This window comes from Spirosoma flavus (assembly GCF_054778555.1).
Window position 1 is genome coordinate 1,696,024 of record NZ_BAAGZL010000001.1, and the last position, 22,308, is coordinate 1,718,331.

The window sequence follows — 22,308 nt, forward strand, 5'->3', positions numbered from 1 at the left end:
TACATAATACATCATACATACCAATTACTTGATTATGAATATTCTTCTTCTCGGTTACGGTAAAATGGGCAAAACCATCGAGCAGATTGCGCTTGAGCGGGGGCACCAGATTGCCGGACGTATTGACGTGAACAATCAGACGGATTTAGTCAATCTCGAACCCGACGCTGTAGATGTCGTCATTGAATTCAGTTCACCCGAATCGGCAGTTACGAATATTAAGCACTGTCTGGAACGTAGCTGGCCTGTAGTGTGTGGAACTACCGGCTGGCTGGGTCATCGGAAGGAAATCGAAGCATTGTGTCAGGAACGTAACGGCGCTTTTTTCTACGCATCGAATTACAGCATCGGCGTTAATCTCTTTTTTCGTCTGAACAAAGTGTTAGCTAAGTTCATGCGCGACTACCCGTCGTACCACGTATCAATGACCGAAATTCATCATACGGAGAAGAAAGATGCCCCCAGCGGAACGGCCATTACGTTGGCCGAGGGCGTTATGGAACACATGCACCATAAACGCCGTTGGATAAGCAATGAAGCTGCTAATGAGCCTATTTCAGAGGCTGATGATGCTATAGAAATAGAATCGCTACGCGAGGGAACTGTGCCGGGTACCCACACGGTACGTTACGAATCGGATGTTGATCGAATTGAAATCAAACACGTAGCAAACAGTCGGCAGGGATTTGCGCTCGGAGCCGTAATTGCAGCTGAATGGCTCGTCGGCCGTCAGGGAGTTTTTGGCATGGACGACTTGCTGGGAAGTGATGAATGATGAATTATGAATGATAAACGGGTCAATAAAACCAGTTCATCTTCGTAATTTCGTATTTTATTATACAGAAATTCAGTGCTTCGGCATTTGTTCATAATTCAAACAGTCAAAATTCATCAATAGTCCACGTGTCTGAAGTAAAAACCCAAGCCGAAATAAGGTCGGCCAAAGCTAAGAAGTCACCCCTTCGCGAGTGGTTCGATTCGGTTCTGTTTGCCGTAGTAGCGGCTACGCTCATTCGCTGGCTGTTCATGGAAGCGTTTACCATTCCAACGCCTTCGATGGAAAACAGCCTGATGGTAGGCGATTTTCTATTCGTGAGTAAACTGCATTACGGCACCCGTACCCCGCGTACACCTTTGCAGGTGCCGCTCACACACCAGAAAATCTGGGGAACCGATATTCCATCTTACAGCACGGCCATTCAGTTACCATCGTATCGCCTTCCTGGTTTTACCCATGTAAAAAATGGCGACGTAGTGGTTTTTAACGTACCGCCTAAGTACCTGAATGACAATATCGATTATCCTGTCGATCTGAAAACCAACTACATCAAACGCTGCGTCGGTATTCCGGGCGACGTACTGGAAGTTCGTCAGCGCGAAGTGATTGTGAATGGAAAACCGCTTGCAAAACCACCGCGTTCAGAGCAAAAATATTTCGTGAAAACGACCGAAATGCTCGACGCTACGTTCTTCCGTAAATACGAAATCGTCAACGATTACCGTGACCCGAATCAGCCAACCGAAAACTGGAAACCGCTCGAAGAGTACAACGATTCAACCAAAACTTCGAAATTGGTTGGTTACAGCGTGAATACGACGGAGGCCGTTATTAATCAGTTTAAGGGATTTGACTGGGTAAAAGGTATTGAACCCATGACCGACAAGCCCGGCGAAATGATGCCATCGGTATATGGTACCCCGACGTTCAAATGGAATCACGACAATTTTGGCCCGATCACAATTCCGAAAAAAGGGGCAACCATTCAGATCAATCCGCAGACGATTGCCATTTATGGCCCGGTGATTGAACTATATGAAGGCAACGAAAAAGTGGAGCTGACACCGAACGCCGTTAAAATTGGCGGGCAGCCCGTTACGGTTTATACGTTCAAACAGGATTATTACTTCATGATGGGCGATAACCGCGATAACTCACTGGATTCGCGCTTCTGGGGCTTTGTTCCTGAAGATCACATCGTAGGGAAAGCGGTATTTGTCTGGATGTCGATAGATCCGAATCCGGCGAATATCTGGAATAAAATTCGCTGGAACCGACTGTTCAGAACGATTGATTAACGTAACAGAACCATAACGTAGCCCCCAAATTTGCGCCGATGGTGCCGCAGATTTGGGGGTTTTCGTTACGTAATTTTATGGGCTGTCCAGCCGTTTTAAGCGTGTATCCGAAGAAGAGTATGGCTAGAAATAACGTAATAAAGTTCTTGCGGAATCGGCTTACCAGCCGTTACGTTGGCGTGCTGTTTGGCCTGACTTTATTTTTGATTGCAGGAGATGAGTGTCAGGTAATTGCCCGTGAGAAAAGAACAATCATCGACACAATCAAAAAACCGGGCAAAAAACGTAGCAGTGCCAATACATCACGTAAATCGAAAGCGACAAAGCCGAACGCAGCAAGTGCGAAAAAGGATGTGCAGAGCGTTTCGGTGCCTATGTTCGGAAAAAGATATGCTCGTGTTGCGCTCAAGGACAGATCGTTACGTGGGGCAGTTTATTATCTGGCCTCAGGCCACGGCGGACCTGACCCTGGCGCCATCGGCTATTATGGGAAACAACAATTAGCCGAAGATGAATATGCCTATGACGTAACGATTCGACTAGCCCGCGCTTTGATGGAGCACGGAGCCGCCGTGTACATGATGGTACGTGACCCAAACGATGGCATTCGTGACGATAAAATTCTGAAAGTAGATCACGATGAAGTCGCTTATGGAGATCAGAAAATTCCGCTGGATCAAAACAAGCGTCTGCGCCAGTGTACCGACGCCGTTAATCGACTGCATAGTAAACTCAAAGCCAAGTATCAGCGGCTGATAACCATTCACGTAGATAGCCGCAGCCAGGGAGAAAAAATCGACGTATTCTTTTATCACCACGAGAATAGCAAACCGGGTAAACGACTGGCAAAACTCATTCATAAGAGCTTTAAGTCGGGCTATAAACGTAGCCAGCCGGGACGTAGCTATTCGGGAACGGTATCAGATAGAAGCGAATTATACGTAGTGAAAAATAGCAATCCGCCCACCGTTTTTATTGAGTTGGGTAATATTCAAAACGACAAAGACCAACGACGTTTCCTGATTGCCGATAATCGACAGGCGCTGGCCAACTGGATTTGTGCGGGTCTGCAAACGGATCTAAAGCGAGCACAGTGATTGATTTGTACGGGCCAAACTGGAGCTTGGCTCGTACAAATTAAATAGAGCTTACCACTCAATAGGCGCTAATCCTTTACTTTCCAGATACGTATTGGCCTGACTAAAATGTTTGTTGCCGAACCAGCCACCCCATTGTGCAGCCATGGGTGATGGGTGTTTCGATTTCAAAACCAGATGTTTTTTACCGTCGATAACCGCCCCTTTTTTCTGGGCATACGCTCCCCAAAGCATAAACACTACGTGCTGTTTTTCGTCTGAGATGAGCTTGATGACGGCGTCCGTAAAGGTTTCCCAGCCTTTGCCCTGATGCGAACCAGCCTGCCCTGCCCGAACCGTTAACGTTGAGTTGAGAAGCATAACGCCCTGTTGCGCCCAACGCTCCAGATTTCCGGATTTTGGTATAGGCTTACCAAGGTCATCCTGTATTTCTTTGAAAATATTAACCAGAGAGGGTGGTTTTGTGATGCCGTCAGCCACCGAAAAAGCTAATCCATTGGCTTGGCCCTCACCATGATACGGGTCCTGACCCAGAATTACCACGCGCGTATCCTCGAAACTGCATTTGTCAAAGGCATTAAACATCAGTTTACCGGGCGGATACACGCGCTGGGTGCTGTATTCGTGGCGCAGAAACTCGGCCAACGTAGCAAAATACGGCTTGTCAAATTCGGGTTGCAGGTGATTTTTCCACGATTCAGCAATGGATACGTTCATGGGAAGGGAACTGATAAGGGTGATTTAGTATTATGGGACTACGTACACAGAAAGCGATAATCGGAAATTTTTTGAGAACGGTTCTTGCGTAACAAAACTAATCAACTTAATTTTCGTTCTAAGGTTGCAAACGACAGGAATTTTATGGTTTCTTCCGTAACAGAAGGCGTGAAAGTTAGTGTGAAGACGGAGTATCAGTCCGATTACTCCAGTCCACTCCAGTCGCACTACGTATTCACCTATCGTATTACCATCGAAAACGCCAGCGACTGTACAATTCAGTTGCTTCGGCGCCATTGGTTAATTTATGACTCGAACGGCACCGTTCGCGAAGTGGAAGGCGAAGGCGTAGTAGGCCTACAGCCCGTACTTGAGCCGGGTGAAGTGCACGAATACGTATCGGGTTGTAATCTTCGGTCGAGTATCGGCAAGATGGTCGGTACATACCTCATCGAACGTATCATCGATGGTAAACAGCTTCGCGTGAATATTCCGGAGTTTACGATGGTAGTTCCCTATAAATTAAATTAATAACGATTAATGAATAATGGATAGTGATCGTGAATGGTGGGACAGTTCTCCCATTATTCATTTACATTTACCCGCACGGGCGGCCCTGATTATCCATTACCTATGGTGCTTGCTTATTTCCGCTATTTGAGTCGCGCCCGCGACGAACATTCGCTTCATTCTCCCTTTCTTTTTTCGCTGTATACGCAGATCATTCGGGCCAAACAGGCTCCGCAACCATTCTTTGCGTCGATTCAGCGATTACGAAAAACACTACGTAGCAGTCGTCAGTCGATAACGATAACTGATTTGGGTGCTGGCTCACGGGTCAACATGTCCCGGCAACGTACCATCGGCGACATTGCCCGTCATTCGCAAAAACCGGCCCGGTTTGGACGATTGCTGTTTCGACTAATTCAACGTTTCGAAGCGAAAACCATTCTCGATTTAGGGACGTCGTTTGGTCTCACAACGGCTTATCTGGCCGAAGCTACTAAATCTTTTGGCGGACAGGTCACTACGTTCGAAGGTTGCCCGGAAATAGCATCCATAGCCCAACAGAATTTTGAACATTTGGGGATGCAAAACGTGAACGTAATCATTGGTAATCTGGACGAAACGCTGGCGAGGCACATAGCAGCTACCCAACCTGTCGATTTCGTGTTTTTTGATGCCAACCACCGCTACGAACCTACCGTCCGTTACTTCGAAACCTGCCTGACCAAAATCCATAACGACACAGTTTTTGTTTTCGACGACATTCACTGGTCGGCTGAAATGGAACAGGCCTGGACGTACATCAAAGCGCATCCCTCCGTCAGCGTCACCATCGATTTGTTCTGGGTAGGACTCGTTTTCTTCCGGCGTGAGCAACCGAGACAGGATTTCGTGCTACGTTTCTAACAGAAAAGTCCCGGAATTACGTTATCTTTCGAGATGCTTTTTAGCATTACGTAACCTATGAACTTCCTGACTTATACTCGATTAGGTTTATCCATCGGCGTTTCGGCACTACTGCTGAATCTGGGTGGATGCAGCAAAACGGCCATGGATTCGCCAGACCCATCGGAGACGGCAACTTTTGATTTGATTCAGCAGAAAATTTTCACGCCTTCCTGTGCTACGTCAGGCTGCCACGCTTCTGATAAAGACGGTACGTTCGTTCAGCATGGACTGGTACTGTCAGCAGGCGTTGCGTATGAAAACCTGGTCAATGTCGATCCTAAGAATACGAACGCTAAAGCTGATGCGCTGAAACGTGTGAAGCCATTCGCGTCGCTGGAAAGCTTACTTTATCACAAACTGAATCTGTCAGCCAGTCACCACAGTGGGAAGTCGTATGGTAGTTTGATGCCGCTGGGAAGTGCAAATGCGTTGCCCGACGGTCAGATTGAATTTATTCGTCGCTGGATCGAAGCGGGTGCTCCTAAAACAGGTAACGTAGCGGATCCTGCATTAGTGACCGACAATACGTCGACAGCGACGCCGTACGCTTCATTGACGGTTCCTGCTGCGGGAACGGGTTACCAGATGGCCATTCCGTCCTTCGATATTCAGCCTAATTTCGAACGTGAACTATTTACCCGTCGAACAGTGGGCAACTCGAGCGATATTTATGTGAATCGTTACGAAACCAAAATGCGTAACGGAAGCCATCATTTCGTGGTGTATGATTTCCAGAATAAAAACCTGCTGCCTAATCTGAACGACATTCGCGACCTTCGAAATCCTGATAATTCGCTCAATATAGCCACAGCGCTATCAATGTCTAACCATGTCTATTTTGCCGGTTCGCAGGCGCAGTATCAGGATTATGTTTTTCCGGAGGGAACGGCCTTACTGATTCCGGCAGGGGCGACACTCGATCTGAACTCTCATTTTGTGAATAAAACGAGTTCGGTAATGAAAGGTGAAGCGCAGGTGAACTTCTATACAATCGATAAGTCGAAGGTGCAGAAGGTGGTGAAAACGCTGAATTTAAGTAATACAAGCCTGGCAATTGAACCCGGTAAAACGCAGACCTTCACCAAATCGTTTACATTCGATAAACCGCGTAAGATCCTGACGCTGACGTCGCACATGCACAAACTCGGTACGTTGTTTTCCATAAAAATAAAAGGTGGAACCCGCGACGGAGAAGTAGTATACACCTCGACCGACTGGGAACACCCGGATATTATCACCCTTAAAACGCCAATTTCGCTGCAGAAAGGGGAGGGGCTTACGTCCGAAATTACGTACAAAAACACGACGACAAAAACCGTCAATTTCGGCCTGACCAGCGAAGACGAAATGGGTATTATCTTCGGCTATTATTATGAAGAGCAGTAATGAGAACCGGGATTTAGCAGATTTAAGGATGAACAGGATTTTGTTTTCATCAGATTTATGCGCTTCGAAGAAGCGAAAACAAAATCCTGTTCATCCTTAAATCTGCTAAATCCCGGTTCAGATATTATTCGGAACGTAAACTCTTCACCGGATTCATCAGCGCAGCTTTCACACTTTGGTAACTTACCGTGAGTAAGGCAATGGCTACGGAAGCTAGACCTGCCAAGAGAAAAGCCCACCACGGAACGGCGATGTGATAGGCAAAGTCGGCTAGCCAGCGATTCATGGCGTACCAGGCAAGGGGTGAAGCCAGTACAATCGAGATCACAACCAGCCTTAGGAAATCTTTCGACAGCAATCGAATCAGGCTGGGCACGCTGGCACCCAATACTTTCCGAATGCCGATTTCCTTGGTACGTTGTTTGGCAATGAACGTAGCAAGCGCAAACAGACCTAGACAGGCGATAAAAATGGCCAGTCCCGCAAATAGCGTACAAACCTTGCCAAATTGCTGTTCGGCTTTGTACTGCTCATTGAAAAACGTATCCAGGAAGAAATATTCGAATGGGTTTCCGGGGAAAATCCGGTCATAAACGGTTTTGACACCGGCCAGTTTCGCTGGAAGATCATCCGTCGAACGTAACTGTAACGAGAAGAATCTGTCTGCAGCAGGAAGAAAACGTAGCAGCATGGGCCAGTGACCTTTCTGAAGTCCCTGCTGATGATAATCTTTCACTACGCCCACAATGGTTAACGTATCGCCACTACTGATGCGCTTGCCGATGGCGTCAGCGGGGTTGTCGAAGCCGAGCAGTTTAACCGCCGTTTCGTTGAGTAATACGTTACGTCGGTCGGTGCCAAAGGTTTTGTCGAAATTGCGGCCCGCTGCCAGTTTGATGTCGTAAGCCTCCAGGAAATTATAATCGATGGCCGTGTTATATAACGTATTGGAGGCCATATCCGACCGGTCAAGCCGTCGGAAACCGTTAGTCCACAGGATTTCGATACCCGGCACGTAGGCTGAGGCAGTGGCTTTCTCGACCAGATTAGCATTCTCCAACTCCTGCTTAAACGCGTTGGCTTTGGCTTCATACGTAGAGTCACCGCTTTCTACTCCGCGAACAATAAGCTTGTTCGTAGCACTGAACCCTAAATCCTGATTCTGCATGTAGCGCAGTTGCTGGTAGACGGTGATCGTGCCAATGATCAGAATCACCGAAGCCGCAAACTGGAAAACGATCAAACCCTGACGTAGCGAAAGCACGCCTGTTACGTTGCTCAGTTTTCCTTTCAGAACGGTAATTGGCTGGAATCCGGACAGCATAAATGCCGGATACAAACCCGATAGCAACGTACCGCCAACGAAAACGGCGATTGCCGGAAGCCATAAATCGCGTTGCAGCCATTGAGTGAGTGACAGCGGTCGTCCGGTTAATTCGTTGAAGGAGGGGGCACTGATTTGCACAATGACCAGAGCGACCAGCACCGCTAATAAATTGAGGATGAGCGACTCCATCAGAAATTGAATAACCAGTTGAAACCGCTCGGCTCCAGCTACCTTTCGAATACCCACTTCTTTGGCGCGGTCCATAGCGCGGGCAGTTGCCAGGTTGATGTAATTAATCCAGGCGATCACCAGAATAAACAGCGCGATTATAGATAAAACGGCCACTGATTTTCCATTTCCGTTCACCTCGGCTTCCTGATTCAGGTTTGAATTCAAATGAATATCACGTACTGGCTGGAGCAATAAATCGCTGTGATTGCCAGGGGTTTTGGAACGGTTGGAGTTATATTTCTGAACCAGATTTAAAATTTTCGCCTGAAACTGATCTGGATTGGTGCCCGGTTTCAGTTTTACGTACGTAAAGAAATCGTACCAGCCCCAACTGGTCTGGGCGTCGGGTTCCGTGAGGTAAGAGAAAATCAGGTCGAGTTCGAGGTGGGAGTTTTTTGGGTAGTCTTTGTAAACGCCTTTAACCAGGTACGGATTACGACCTAGTTTGATGGTTTTCCCAAGCGGATTCTGACTGCCGAAATATTTGTGAGCAATCGTTTCCGACATCACTACGGTGTTCTTGTCTTTCAGGGCAGTAGCTGGGTCACCACTCAGAAAGTCGATCTTGAAAATGTTGAAAACGGAGTTATCAGCGAAATAATAATTGTCTTCGCGGTAATGGATATTATCGTACGTCACTACGTTGGTGCTGGCGTCGTAGAGTCGGGCCGTTTCTTCCACTTCCGGAAAATCTTTCTTCAGCGTGGGGGCAATGGCGGGAAAGGACGTAGCAGATTTATAGGCCAGTTTCCCGTTCTGATAACTATCATACTCAATTCTGTAGATATTCTGGACGTTTGGGTGAAAATCATCGTAGCTACGTTCGAACGTAACGTATTGCAAAATGAGCAGGCAGGCGGCCATTCCAACGGCCAGACCGAGCGTGTTGATGAGGAAAAACGGCTTGTTTTTCAGCAGATTCCTCCAGGCGATTTTGATGTAATTACGTAGCATATGGTTAGAAGGGTTGTCTGAACCGGGATTGAGCAGATTGATGGATTTTCAGGATTTTGTTATTCGCTTCTTCGAAGCGCTCTTTCAATAACAAAATCCTGAAAATCCATCAATCTGCTCAATCCCGGTTCAGACTATTCTGAACGTAGTGATTTGACCGGATTCATCAAAGCGGCTTTAATGCTTTGGAAACTAACCGTCAGTAAAGCAATGGCAATAGCAACTAATCCGGATAGGGCGAAAATCCACCAGTCCATGCCGATGCGATACGCAAAATCAGTAAGCCAGGTGTGAACAGCGAACCAGGCCAGGGGCGTCGCAATGAGTATGGCAATCAGAACCAGTCGCAGGAAATCTCTGGAAAGCAGCGCAATAATACCTGTTACCGATGCGCCCAATACTTTCCGGATACCGATTTCCTTGATACGTTTTTCGGCGGAGTAGGAAGCTAGACCAAACAGGCCCAGGCACGAAATGAATATAGCCAGCGAAGCCAGAATACCGACAATTTCACTCACCTGAAGGTCGGCCCGGTAGAGTTCGGCAAAATGTTCATCCAGAAATGTATATTCAAAAGGAACTTCCGGCGCTATTTTTTTCCAGACGGCTTCAATCTGTCCAATGGCTTCCTGAGCTTTTCCGCCACTTATCCGAACCGACATTTCGCTGTATCCCCAATCTTTCTGGTTGAAAATACAGAGTGTTTCAATTTTATGGTGGAGTGAGTTGAAGTTAAAATCTTTCGCTACGCCGACCAGCGTTCCCAGGGAGTCCATTCCGCCGAAACCAAAACGTCGGCCAATCAGCGACTGAATGGATTTGCTGGGGTGGTCTTTCAAAAGCTCTTTTGCCAGCGTTTCGTTGATGATATACGTCCGGCCGCTTTCCGCTTTACCCGGTAAGAAATTTCGGCCGGCCACAACCGGAATTTTGTAGAGCGTCAGATAATCGGCGTCTACAATGACCTGCGAAGATGTCAACTCACGTACCGGACCATCGCCTTGAAATTTTACGCCTGTCTGGTGCAGGTTATTGCCGAGTCGCTGCTGCGAGGCCGTTACGCCCAGAACGAGCGAGTTATTCGCCAATTCCTGTTTAAGTGCATCGTATTTTGGATTCGTTTTGGAGTTGAGCGGAATAACCATTACCTGCTCTCGATTGAAGCCTGTGTCATGGCTTTGCATAAACCGAAGTTGCTTGACGGCAAAAATGGTAGCGATAATCAGGAAAATGGCGCTGGCAAACTGACTAACTACCAGTACGTTCCGAAATGTTACCTTACTACGTCCTCCTTCTATCGAGCCTTTCAAAACCTTTGTCGGCTGAAAAGATGACAGAAAAGCCGCCGGATAAAGCCCCGAGAGCGCACCGATGATTACAGTACCGGCGATAATAATAATCAGTAGTATTGGGTTACTGAACAGGGGTAAATCCAGTTCCCGTTGGCTCAGGTCTCGGGCAAATGGGAGTGTTAGTTTCACCACCAGAATAGCCAGTATTAAGGCTAAAAATGCCACCAGTATGGATTCGCCAATAAACTGTCCGGCCAGTTGCAAACGTATCGCGCCAACCGATTTTCGAATACCAACCTCCCGCGCCCGACCAGCCGAGCGAGCCGTTGATAAGTTCATGAAATTGATACAGGCAATGACCAGCACAATCAGGGCGATGACCGAGAAAACGTACGTGTAATTGGAATCGAATTTCTGGTAATTGATGTAATCGTGCGTAATCTGGACGGAGTTGGCATGAACCTCTTTTAGGGGTTGTAGGAATAGCTCATAAAACTTCCAGCCGTCCTCACGCATGTACTTTTTCAAATAGGCCGGAAATTTACGCTCCAGAGCTGCTACGTCTGTATTTTTGGCCAGTTCCAGATACGTAACGAGCCAGTTTCCGCCCCAGTTATTGGCATCTTCCGGGCTCACAAACGTCTTAAGCGTAAATAAACCTTCGAACTGGAGATGTGAATTTTTGGGCGTGTTTGCCAGAATACCCGTAACTGCAAACATAAGCGTATCGCGGCCGTAAAGAATAACTGATTTCCCGATTGGGTTTTGCGTACCGAACAGTTTAGTGGCTCCTTCTTCGGTCAGCACTACGCTGCCGGGTTTTTGCAGCGCCGTGCTACGTTCTCCTTTCAGTAATTCGAAATCGAACAGTTGCAAAAACGTCGAATCGACCCGGAGCATGTTCGGATAAACTACTTTCTGGTCCTGATACGTGAGGGTTATTTTGTTAAATGGGGTGACTCTGGTAAAGTTCAGAATTTCAGGGAACTCGCTTTTCAGCGTCGAACCCATCGGATACATGGATAACGCTACGTTCTGCGGAGCAACCATCCCTTCGAACTTCTGGACTTCGTCGAGCCGATAAATATTTTTATGGTGAAGACTATCGAAACTTCGCTCATAGAATACAAATACCGTAATCAGCAGGCAAGCGGCCATGCCTATGGCCAGACCAATAATATTAATTGCCGAAAAGCCTTTGTTTTTCCACAGGCTGCGCCAGGCGATTTTGAGGTAGTTTCGTAACATAAGGGTAGGAGGTCCGATCAGAACTATTCTGTTTTTAACGATTTTACTGGATTAATCAAGGCGGCTTTGATGCTTTGGAAACTGACCGTAAACAACGCTATGAACATAGCCAACATAAGTGCGGCCAGGAAATACCACCACTCCAACTCGATGCGATACGGATATTTTTCGAGCCAGCCGCTCAGGAAATACCCGCCAATCGGGAATGCGATAAAGGCTGCCACCAAGACCAGGACGATAAATTCTTTCGACAACATACCGACCAGATTGGTAACGCTGGCACCCAGTACTTTACGGATGCCAATCTCTTTGGTACGTTGCTCGGCCGTAAAGGTCGCAAGCCCGAACAAACCCAGACACGAAATAAAAATGGCCAGAAAAGCAAAGTAGCTCGCCAGTTTACTAACAGTGTTTTCGGCTTTGTATAGATTCCCGAACTCCTGATCAGTGAACGAATACTTGAACGGAAAACGCGGGTTGAACTTTTTGAAGGCAGCTTCCATGCTCGCGAGAGCCTGCTTGGTTTCGCCAGCTTTGGTACGTACCAGCACACTACCCCAGTTGTTTGTCGTATCGACAACACCGCGTTGCAGGCGTAAGATCAGAGGTTCGATGGCGCTGTGTAATGAGTTATAGTGGAAATCTTTCATCAGGCCGATGATTTTACCTTTCCGGTTCCACATCGTCATTTCCTTGCCGACCGGATTTTTATACCCCATTTTCCGGGCTGAGGCTTCGTTGATCAGGTAGTTGGTTGTGTCGGTCGAGTAGTCGGGTGAAAAATCACGGCCGTCGAGCAACGTAATGCCCATCGTTTTGATGTAATCGTACGAGACAGCATTCTGGCTGAACAGAATAAGTTGAGTCGTGTCTTTGCCCGGCCACTTTACGCCCTGCGTCGAGCTGCCTACTTCGAGCGGGTCTGACTGGGCGCAGGTGACGGTTTTAATTCCCGGCTGTTTTTCCAGCTCCTGCCGGAAACTCTGAAAATTCTTTTCCAGATTACCCTCCAGCGGCATATAAAGCAGGTTTTCACGGTTATAGCCGAGGTTTTTATTTTGGATGTAATTGATCTGGCGATAGACAACCAACGTACTAAGAATCAAGACAATTGATAGCCCAAATTGCAGAACGACCAGCCCTTTCCGGAAATACGTAGCACTTGACTTTAGCTTCAGGGTTCCTTTGAGAATAACAACTGGTTTTAGCCCCGACATGAATAAGGCCGGGTAGCTTCCTGATAAAAGGCCGGTTATCAGCGAAAGGCTGAGCAGCAATACGAGAAACGTAGGGTTTGCTACGTCGAGAAATAGTTTTTTGCCGGTTAGCTCATTAAAAACGGGTAGAATAAGGAACACAATCAAAATAGAGAACCCAAGTGATAGCAACGTAATGAGCATCGATTCGCCCAAAAACTGCCCGATCAGGCTAGTTCGGAATGCTCCGACTACTTTCCGAACACCAACTTCTTTTGCCCGCTTGACAGAACGAGCCGTAGCCAGATTCATAAAATTGATACAGGCAATCAGGAGGATAATAATAGCGACTATAGAAAAAATGCGAACGTATTCGATACGTCCGCCCGTTTGTTTGCCGCCTTCCCAATTCGAATACAAATACGACTCGCTATAACCTTGGAGGAATAACTCTACGTTACTGTTCTTATTTTTGGTTTTGATGTAGTTTTTAATCTTGGCATTTACCTTATCAACCGAGACATTGTTAGCTAGCATCACGTAGCAGCGAGGGCCATTATTGCCCCATTCTTTCGCCCAGCTGTTGGTTTTCAGCCAGCGATCGTAGCTGATGAGGTAATCGAATTTTAAGGAAGATGCTTCTGGAATATCGGCTAGAATACCCGTTACGATTACGGCGTCGCGGTTGTCTATCCGAATCGTTTTGCCCATCGGGTCCTGGCCTTTGAAGTATTTGTCGGCCAGTTTTTGGGAGATCACCACGCCGTCAGGCCGCTTGAGCGCCGTTTTAGGATTGCCCTCTTTGAGCGGGAAGGAAAACATGCTCAGGAAATCACCCTGCACCGCCCGACCTTTTTCCTTTTCGAACGTATTGCCTACCGTAAACAGGAGCGATTCTTCCCAAAGCATCTGGCTGGCTAACTTGATTTCCGGGAAGTCTTTGACTATGTTTTCGGCCAGAATCCCTGGTGTCGATGGGAACGTATTGACAACACCGGTATACTGCTGGTTCTCCATGACCCGGTATAGCTGGCTGTCGTTCGCATGAAATCGATCCATGCTACGTTCGTCCTGCACCCACATCATAATGAGCAGGCTACAGGCCATGCCCAGCGCCAGACCCAGAATGTTGATAAACGAAAACGTCTTGTTTTTCCAGAGATTTCTCCAGGCAATCTTGATATAGTTACGTAGCATAGCGGTGCTGTTATTCGTTAGCTCCGCTAACGGGTTCAACTACCATGCCACGCCCAAAAAAGGCCAAAGCACGTAAATCAGACGCTTTTGCGAAAAATAAGCTGTCCGAAAGCGTACAGAACCGTCCGCTTATGAACGTAGTACACTGAGCCTATTCTTTTGTTTGTAACCTGATGAAAGTAGGAGGGTGAAAAATAAACAATGGTCTGGCTACGGGCGATATTCTCCTGTAGCCAGACCATTGTTTCGTACTAATATTACGCTATTCCGAACGTAGTGATTTTACGGGGTTTACCAGTGCGGCACGGATGGCCTGATAACTCACCGTCAGGAGCGTAATGACGGTTGCGCCTAAGCCCGATAGCAAGAAAATAGTCCATGAGATCTTTGTGCGATAATCATAATGCTGAAGCCAGTCATCCAGAAAATACCAGGCAATGGGTGCGGCAATCAGGAAAGCGAGAATAACCAGCCGAACAAATTCTTTGGACAGCAGTCCCCATAAACTGAATACCGATGCACCCAGCACTTTCCGAACGCCGATTTCTTTAATACGTTGCTCGGCCATAAACGACGCTAATCCAAACAAACCCAGGCAACTGATGAAAATCGCAAGCACCGCGAATACACGCGCCAGTTTGCCCACCCGCTCTTCCGTACGGAATTTGGCATCGTATTCCTGATCTGTGAACTTGAAATCAAAGGGCGTATCCGGGTCGTACTTTTTGAAAACGGCTTTCAGTTTCTGAAGCGCTTCGTCAATCGGCGTATTCGGTTTTAGCCGGATATTGATGACGTTCGACCAGTCGTAACGTACCAAAAATATCGTTGGCTTGATGGGTTCGTAGGGTGATTCCATCACCATATCTTTTATGACACCCACTACTTCCATTGGTTTGCCGTTGTAGCGAATGGTTTTGCCGACAATGTTTTTCAGACCCGTTAATTTGACTGCGGCTTCGTTCAGAATAAACGCCGACGTATCGGTCGAAAAGTCTTTGGAAAAATCCCGTCCTTCCAGAATTTTCCAGTCGATGGATTTCCCAAATTGGTGCGTGCAGGCCACTATGCCAAACAAAGGCAGTGTCTTAGGGTCTTTCCCTTCCCACTCGAAACCAATCTGATTGGACCAAACCCCCGTGGTGGGACTAGAGGATTGGCTCATTTCGTAAACGACGCCCGTTTTCAGCAAATCGTCGCGGAGGGGATCGAATTTTCCAGACGTACCTGGACTGGTGTACGTTTGCAGTAAGTTTGATCGGTCATAACCAACGGGCCGATTTTTCGCGTGCTGAATCTGCTGGAACACGATAATGGTGCCAATAATGAGCGTAATCGATACGGTGAATTGAATCACCACGAGCACCTTCCTCGGAATAGCCGCCCAGCGCCCAACTTTGAACGTACCTTTCAATACGCTCAATGGATTGAAAGAAGATAAATAAAGGGCAGGGTAACTTCCTGACAAAAAGCCAGTTATTAATGAAAAGCCTATGATGAGCAGCCAGAAAACCGGATTAGCATAAGGGAATTCTACTTTTTTACCCGATATCTCGTTGAAGGCTGGTAAAGCAATCAATACGATCAGCAGAGATAGGACGAGGGCCATAGCTACTACGAGCATTGACTCGCTCATGAACTGCGTAATTAATTGCTGACGTAGCGAACCCACAGCTTTACGAATACCAACTTCCTTCGCTCGTTTTTCACTACGTGCCGTACTGAGGTTCATGAAGTTGATGCAGGCCAGCAGCAGCACAAATACCCCGATCAGGCTGAACAGCCAGACGAACTGAATACCGCCACCAATGTTTTTGCCATCTTTATAATCAGAGTACAAATGCCACATGCTCATCGGATGCAGAAAGTATTCGGGCTTCTCGCTTTCGGCAGCGTGTTTTTTCTCAATGTTCCGAATCTTAGCGGAAATCGCTTTCATATCGCCTTGCTCCGTGATCTGGGCAAAGCACTGAAACGAGTGATTTCCCCACTGTTGCAGCGACTCTTTCACCCATCCCTCATTGGCAAGGTAGAAACTCCAGGGGAGGTAATAATTTGCCTCATAGAAGTTTGAATTATAAGGCAAATCTTCAAAAACGCCCGTCACCTTTACGTTATTTTTGGCGTCGATTTTAAGGATTTTGTTCAGTGGATCAGCGTCGCCGAAGAGAGTTTTAGCCAGCGATTCCGACAACAGAATGGAGGCTGGTTCTTTGAGGGCAGTGGCATAATCGCCTTTCAGCATCTTGAGCGAAAGCATTTCAGGCAGCTCCGGTTCGGCATACATACCCTCTTTGTTGACTTTTTTATCGCCATTTACCAGCAGATGCCCGAAATTCCAGGAGCATAAAGCCACGGCTTTAAAATCGCTGGGGTATTTGGTCTTAACTTCATTAGCCGACGGCAGCGATACGGCTCGACTGGTCCCTGTGATCCCGTTAAATGTCTGATTAATATAGAGTTGAGCTAGTTGACCGTAATTTTTGTGAAATTTGTTGAACGATAATTCGTCATAGATCCATAAGCCAATCAGCATGGCAACAGACATGCCTACCGCCAGCCCAATGATGTTGATAGCCGAGTAAGCTTTGTTTTTAGACAGATTTCGGAGTGCAATTTTGAGGTAGTTCCGGAGCATAATGATGAGGGGTTATGGGGTGATTTTAGGCTGCCCACTTAATAGATGAAAGAATAAGCGTAAACGTTGCTTTTATCTTTGCTACGTAGTCTAATCAGGCAGTAATTTACCTGGGTTCAGAATTCCTCTTGGATCTAGCGCTTTTTTAATCGTCCGCATCAGAGCGATTTCTTCAGAGGTGCGGCTTAGGTAAAGCCACGGTTTTTTCTCCAGACCAATACCATGTTCACCGGTTATTGAGCCGCCAATGGGTTGCAGCGGTTTATAAAGTAGTTCTTCAACTCTATGTTTTGTTGGTTGGTCGTCATTGCCGCAACTGACAAATAAGTGAAGGTTTCCATCGCCCATATGCCCAAATACGTAGAGGTGCACGTCTGGCCAGACGCTTTGTAGTTCCGAACGTATCGTTTTTATGTAGGCATCCATATCGGAAATAGCCAGACTGATATCGAACAGAAAAACAGGGCGATGAATGGAAAAAATGAATTCTACATGTTCGCGGATCCCCCAGAACCAATCCAACTCTTTTTTGGCCTGAGCCATGACCGCGTCGGCAATCAACTCATTGGTCAGGCAGTGTTCTAAAAATTCTTCGAACTGGGTTTTATCTTTTTCATTATCGTACCCAAGCGATTCCAGCAGAACGTAAAAGGGATACGTCTGGGGTAAGGGTGGCGAAAAAAGGGATGGCTTCGAGGTCATTAACCGGTAGTAATCCTGCCACAATAATTCAAAGCTGGTAAGGCTACTTTTTAAAGAGGTTTTGGCTGCCAGCAATAATTCATTGGCTTTCTCAAAGCTTTCTACAGCTAGGAAAGCCGTATTGCGGGTTTTGGGCCGCTCTTCAAGTTTCAGCACCGCTTTCGTGATAATGCCAAGCGTGCCCTCTGAGCCTATGAAAAGCTGTTTCAGATCATAACCAGCATTGTTCTTCATCAATTTATTCAGCGAAGAAATGATGGTGCCATCGGCCAGAACCACTTCCAGACCCAGCACCAGATTTCGCATGACTCCATAACGTAACGCCTGCAAACCGCCCGCGTTGGAAGCGATGTTGCCACCAATCATGCAGCTACCTTTTGCCCCCAGATCAAGCGAAAACAATTGGCCATGTGTTGCTACGTTGTCCTGCAATTGCTGAAGCACTACGCCTGCCTGTACAGTTACCGTTTTGTTTACTACGTCGATTTGCTCCACCTGATTCATGCGTTCAAGGCTTAGCGCAATTTCATTCGGACGCGTCTCAGTAGCCCCCACTACGTTAGTTAATCCACCATGCGGAACGACGGGCTGATGGAATTCATGGCAGATATGAAGCATTCTAGATACGTCCTGAGTCGTGTTGGGCAAGAGCAGCGCCAGGCAATTGAGACCTCCCGACTGCTTCCAGTGACTGGCAACGCGCGTACTGGCCTCTTCACGATTTAGTACACAATTTCTCCCAAACGTATCAATCAACCGCTCGACTATATCCGACATGGCACCAGGCTTTCATAAATTGAAGAAATTAGATGATCTGACGCTACGTCGAGTGTGAGTATCACTGTTTTGTAATCCAAAGAATAGACTCAGAACCGGCTACTGTGTAATACGATTTTGGGTGGTCCTTAATTGGGCCGCACTCGTTACGTCTTCGCAGAGAAATTTATCAGAGACGTAGCACACATACCGCCGAAAACAAAAACGCCAGACTAAGCCTGGCGTTTGTACTGAGTAACTTGAACGACGGTTACAGCAACGTATCGTTTAACAGCTTTTGTTGTTGGAGCAGTTTTTTATCGTCGGAGCTGAACAGGCGGGCCATGTCTTTAAGATCGCGGGGATGATGTAAATCGCTGCCGATGAAATCAATAAGACCCTCCTGCAACAGATAGCGAGCCTGTTTCTGAATATCAGGTCCATATCTTCCCACGAACGACATCCAGTTCAGTTGAAACAGGCAATCGTTTTTGTGCAGTTGATGCAGGATTTTCTTGTCGTCGTGGTAATATTTGTACCGTTCCGGGTGCGCCAAAATCGGAGTGTATCCCTGCGTTTGAATCCGAAAGATCAAATCAAGGAAATTATTCGGTCCCCAGGCCCAGCCTGCTTCGATGAGCAGGTAACGCTTATCGCCAAACGTGAGTAAATCGTTGGCCTGAAGCAGATCGAAAAAGAAATCGTCAATTAAATACTCGGCTGCTACGTCGATGCTTAGCGGCAGTTGATGCTCGTCGATCAGTGATTGCAACGTAGCGCGCATCTGCCGGATGCTATCCGATGAGTTCGGATACCAGTCGCCACTGACGTGCGGTGTCGTAATAATTTTCTGAATTCCCCACTCCGACAGTTGCGTTAAACAGGCCAGCGCCTGTTCGGTATTTTTAACACCGTCATCAAGTCCGGGTATTAAATGCGAGTGAATATCGACCGACCAAAAGCACGTTCCATCAGTGGGCTGCGAGGTTCCTTTGAAAGGAGAAACAAAGCGTTCCCAGATGGATGAAGACATAGGCCACGACGACATAGTTAAAAACGGGCGTATAAACCGACGTTACCATCGGGTGTTATACCAAATTTAGTATTGTAAAGTAACGCAACTTTTCGCGGGCGTGAAAGTTTCGAATTGTAGTTTTTCGCCGACTTAGCTACCAGCTCGTTCGAAAATTCAATTACAGCAATTCCCCCAATAACCATGCCTATTCCTGCCAGTAACCGGGGTAAATTACGAACCGTATACTCCGCTGGTACGTCGGAAGGATATGGATTGCCTGCTGTCCGGATCCCCCGAATCATACCCGTAGCGGGTTTACCTTTGACGGCCAGATAACCAACGTATACACCAGTTACGACCATTAGCGGCCCTACGGGTTTTAAAAAGCTGCCCAATTGATACATATTTAACGATTTAGGCATCGCTTTTGGCGCTTTCTGATAGGTGTATAAAATACTGGATGTCGACAGTCGCTTTCCATTTATATAAAGTCCTGTCGTTATAAAATGCCGTTTAGCCGTTATGGTATCGAAGGGAGCTTCTGGCGCCGTCAACGAGGTTTCGGTTGGCAATGCAGAAGCAACTTTCTCCAAATTCGCTAATTCGATAGGTTCTATCTGAGCTAGTTCGGGCGACTGTGCCAGCAGAGGGAGTTGAACCAGCAGAAACAAACTGAGTAGTGCTAATTTCATAAGTTTACGGTATGTATGTAAGCTGAGAAATATCTAATCCTGAATATCTACAAGGCTGAGTGTAAAGGGTTTAAAATGTGCGCTTTACCAGGAAGTTAAGCCCGTAATTTTCCTGCAAAACACCTTCACTGTCGTAAGCAAGATTGACTGTGAACGTGTATTTATTAAGGGGAATGATAAACTGCTGCTGAAACGATTTTTGCGAAATGCTGAAGGCTGGATAATAATAGTTTCCGAAGTTCTGGCTCGACGTAAAGCGAGTCAATAAATCGACGTTACCAATACGGCTCATTATACCCAATGTATAAACCTCCACCCGGTTATTAACAATGCGATTCGGATTGCGGTCCAGATTTTGCGGCAAGCCGCTCGTATAACGTAACGGCATGATATAAGGCGTACCGATGGTTTGCCCTTTATATACCCATCCGTCGATGTATCGACCATTGTTGAAATAATCTTCGGCACCACGTAACTGCGAAATAGTGGTTCTCCCTGAGGCAACTGGCCCACCTTGGCTAGACGTTTGGAGATATTCAAAAACAACGCGTAAGATGCCAAATTGAGCGTTTTTGCGCACAAACGATATGCCATTCAGGCCATCTGCTACGTTATTCAGATAAAATAAAGCACCGGCTTCGTAAAACGACTGGCGATAGAATAACCATCTGGAATTCTCAGTTTCGTACTCGAGGCCCAAATCGAGCGATCCCAGGTGATTACCAACCCGGTTACCACCCTCGGCGGAAGCCGCTCCATTCTGCACGACCAACGTATCGAGTTCATACAGCGATTTTCCAGTCACTACGTATTGATACGTTTCCCAGTCGGTTCCGTAGCGGGTGATTTTAACCCCATTATCGAAGCGGTTGTATAATAACGTACCGCCCCATTGCACCTGGTGGTTAAACCCGCCGTATATTTTAAACCGCCAGGAGGGTTTTCCCAGACGGATGTACAGGCTTTTCTGATGCAGATACGAATTATCGAGCGAGTCATTTCGACCAAACCAACCGTGCAAATAGTTGCCTTTTACTGCGACTAAACCGTTTTTAAAGATCGGTGTATAGTTGGGAATCGAAATTTCGACGCTAGGCATGGGCAACGCATTACCCGACCAGATATACGAACCCGAACTTAAGGTTGAATCGACAAGACCTATAATCTTGCGTCGGCGTCCAGCCGATAATTCCACAGCGCCATAACGAACTTTGCCATATAGTTCCGAAAGAAGAACCTGATTGATCCGCCCAGCATTCAGCACAGCGCGAGCGCCATAACCATAGGAGAATTTTCCTTTCCCTTTTTTTGGAGAAAGATAGGGTTCATACTCTTTTTTGACTTGTGCACGTAACGTAAATCCCTGCGACTCAAGCGGAATTTCACCAAACTGATTAGATCGTATCCAGAACGGATTTGTTGACGTAGAGGACAGATACGTACCGGCTTCTACTTCATACTTAATTTTCTTAGAAGTAGTCTGTGCAGACGTAGCGGTAAGACATAAAATGCACAGTATCAATGAATAACTTATTCGTAGAATAATAGGCATATAATAGCGGTAGATCTAGTCAATGCAGATGCGTATCGAATACTATCGTTTTGGCTTTTTTACTTTTTCAACTTTGTTCTTGTTCATGTCGACCGATACACAGAGGTTTAGTGATTCGATTCGGATGAAGATTTTTCTCCCCTGCGTCGATAGCACTTCCCCTTCCTGGTCCATGAAAGCGCCTGACGTAATGCGCAGTCGGTCACTGACGGAAAAATCGATGATTTCTAGTGAGTCGTGATCAAAATCATTGAGCATCGTTTTGATTAGATCAATCTCCCACTGTTTTACGATAGCTGGTTTCTTCAGCCAATGGAGATAGCCTACTACGCCCGGTACTCCAAAAACGGTACTACGTTGTTGTTCTTCCAGATGTACAAAACAGTACGAGCGAAACAGGGGCTCTTCGACCGTCTTGATGCGGTCTGACCATTTACGCTTACTTTTTCTGAGTGGGCAGTAGACTTCAATCCCTTTCTGACGGAGCTTTTCAGCTGCTAGCTTTTCGGATCGGGATTTGGTATAAAGGACAAACCAAGGCATGGCCAATAGTTAAAAATATTGGGACAATAGTCACATGCGCCTAGAGGTTACCACCACTAAATCGTCGGGTACTTTATATAGAGTTCCGTTACGTTATAGCAAATAGAGTTTATACATCAAATTCCTGACGTATGGTAAGTAAAGGCTGCAATAGTTACAAAAATCAAAAATTGAGCCAATATGAGATTATAATGTACCTCATATATTTACTTGACGGTATACGTATCTGATTTT

The 22,308-nt window shown here is 46.7% G+C and carries 16 protein-coding genes; 6 read left to right on the forward strand and 10 right to left on the reverse strand.

Annotated features, from left to right (window positions below; genetic code table 11):
- Positions 1-34: 34 nt before the first annotated feature.
- The 3 genes from dapB (at position 35) to ACYVF1_RS06575 (ending at position 3,173) form a co-directional block, all read left to right on the forward strand.
- Positions 35-775, forward strand: a complete 741-nt coding sequence (gene dapB / locus ACYVF1_RS06565) for a 4-hydroxy-tetrahydrodipicolinate reductase (RefSeq protein WP_461076794.1) — start codon at positions 35-37, stop codon at positions 773-775.
- 128 nt (positions 776-903) lie between these two features.
- Entirely contained in the window at positions 904-2,076 is a 1,173-nt protein-coding gene (gene lepB / locus ACYVF1_RS06570) for a signal peptidase I (protein WP_461076796.1), read from the forward strand.
- Between the two features lie 146 nt (positions 2,077-2,222).
- The gene (locus ACYVF1_RS06575) at positions 2,223-3,173 is read left to right on the forward strand and encodes an N-acetylmuramoyl-L-alanine amidase family protein (RefSeq protein ID WP_461076797.1); all 951 of its coding nucleotides are present in this window, start codon (positions 2,223-2,225) and stop codon (positions 3,171-3,173) included.
- A gap of 51 nt (positions 3,174-3,224) precedes the next feature.
- On the opposite strand, the gene ung is transcribed toward ACYVF1_RS06575, so the two are convergent.
- Positions 3,225-3,890: a uracil-DNA glycosylase gene (gene ung / locus ACYVF1_RS06580; protein ID WP_461076798.1), complete on the reverse strand. Its 666-nt coding sequence runs from the start codon at positions 3,888-3,890 to the stop codon at positions 3,225-3,227.
- Positions 3,891-4,034: 144 nt separating this feature from the next.
- Between ung and apaG the strand changes: the two genes are divergently transcribed.
- From apaG to ACYVF1_RS06595, 3 genes are all read left to right on the forward strand, one after another.
- Positions 4,035-4,421, forward strand: a complete 387-nt coding sequence (apaG, locus tag ACYVF1_RS06585) for a Co2+/Mg2+ efflux protein ApaG (RefSeq protein WP_461076800.1) — start codon at positions 4,035-4,037, stop codon at positions 4,419-4,421.
- Positions 4,422-4,523: 102 nt separating this feature from the next.
- Entirely contained in the window at positions 4,524-5,303 is a 780-nt protein-coding gene (locus ACYVF1_RS06590; RefSeq protein ID WP_461077831.1) for an O-methyltransferase, read from the forward strand.
- A gap of 57 nt (positions 5,304-5,360) precedes the next feature.
- The gene (locus ACYVF1_RS06595; protein ID WP_461076802.1) at positions 5,361-6,731 is read left to right on the forward strand and encodes a monooxygenase; all 1,371 of its coding nucleotides are present in this window, start codon (positions 5,361-5,363) and stop codon (positions 6,729-6,731) included.
- 124 nt (positions 6,732-6,855) lie between these two features.
- Here the strand turns inward: ACYVF1_RS06595 and ACYVF1_RS06600 are convergent, their stop codons facing one another.
- From ACYVF1_RS06600 to ACYVF1_RS06640, 9 genes are all read right to left on the reverse strand, one after another.
- Complete coding sequence (locus ACYVF1_RS06600) at positions 6,856-9,243, reverse strand: ABC transporter permease (protein ID WP_461076804.1); 2,388 nt, start codon at positions 9,241-9,243, stop codon at positions 6,856-6,858.
- Positions 9,244-9,377: 134 nt separating this feature from the next.
- On the reverse strand, positions 9,378-11,783 hold the full coding sequence (locus tag ACYVF1_RS06605) for an ABC transporter permease (RefSeq protein ID WP_461076806.1): 2,406 nt from the start codon (positions 11,781-11,783) through the stop codon (positions 9,378-9,380).
- A gap of 23 nt (positions 11,784-11,806) precedes the next feature.
- Positions 11,807-14,176 carry an ABC transporter permease gene (locus ACYVF1_RS06610; RefSeq protein WP_461076808.1) on the reverse strand — a complete coding sequence of 790 codons (2,370 nt, stop codon included), beginning with the start codon at positions 14,174-14,176 and terminating at the stop codon, positions 11,807-11,809.
- 262 nt (positions 14,177-14,438) lie between these two features.
- Positions 14,439-16,814 carry an ABC transporter permease gene (locus tag ACYVF1_RS06615; RefSeq protein WP_461076810.1) on the reverse strand — a complete coding sequence of 792 codons (2,376 nt, stop codon included), beginning with the start codon at positions 16,812-16,814 and terminating at the stop codon, positions 14,439-14,441.
- A 90-nt stretch (positions 16,815-16,904) separates the two neighbouring features.
- Positions 16,905-18,293: an FAD-binding oxidoreductase gene (locus ACYVF1_RS06620; RefSeq protein ID WP_461076812.1), complete on the reverse strand. Its 1,389-nt coding sequence runs from the start codon at positions 18,291-18,293 to the stop codon at positions 16,905-16,907.
- A 250-nt stretch (positions 18,294-18,543) separates the two neighbouring features.
- Positions 18,544-19,305: a tyrosine-protein phosphatase gene (locus tag ACYVF1_RS06625; protein ID WP_461076814.1), complete on the reverse strand. Its 762-nt coding sequence runs from the start codon at positions 19,303-19,305 to the stop codon at positions 18,544-18,546.
- Between the two features lie 17 nt (positions 19,306-19,322).
- Positions 19,323-19,979 carry a hypothetical protein gene (locus ACYVF1_RS06630; protein WP_461076816.1) on the reverse strand — a complete coding sequence of 219 codons (657 nt, stop codon included), beginning with the start codon at positions 19,977-19,979 and terminating at the stop codon, positions 19,323-19,325.
- Between the two features lie 70 nt (positions 19,980-20,049).
- The gene (locus tag ACYVF1_RS06635; protein WP_461076818.1) at positions 20,050-21,531 is read right to left on the reverse strand and encodes a capsule assembly Wzi family protein; all 1,482 of its coding nucleotides are present in this window, start codon (positions 21,529-21,531) and stop codon (positions 20,050-20,052) included.
- A gap of 42 nt (positions 21,532-21,573) precedes the next feature.
- Complete coding sequence (locus tag ACYVF1_RS06640) at positions 21,574-22,074, reverse strand: UpxY family transcription antiterminator (protein ID WP_461076820.1); 501 nt, start codon at positions 22,072-22,074, stop codon at positions 21,574-21,576.
- Between the last annotated feature and the right edge of the window lie 234 nt (positions 22,075-22,308).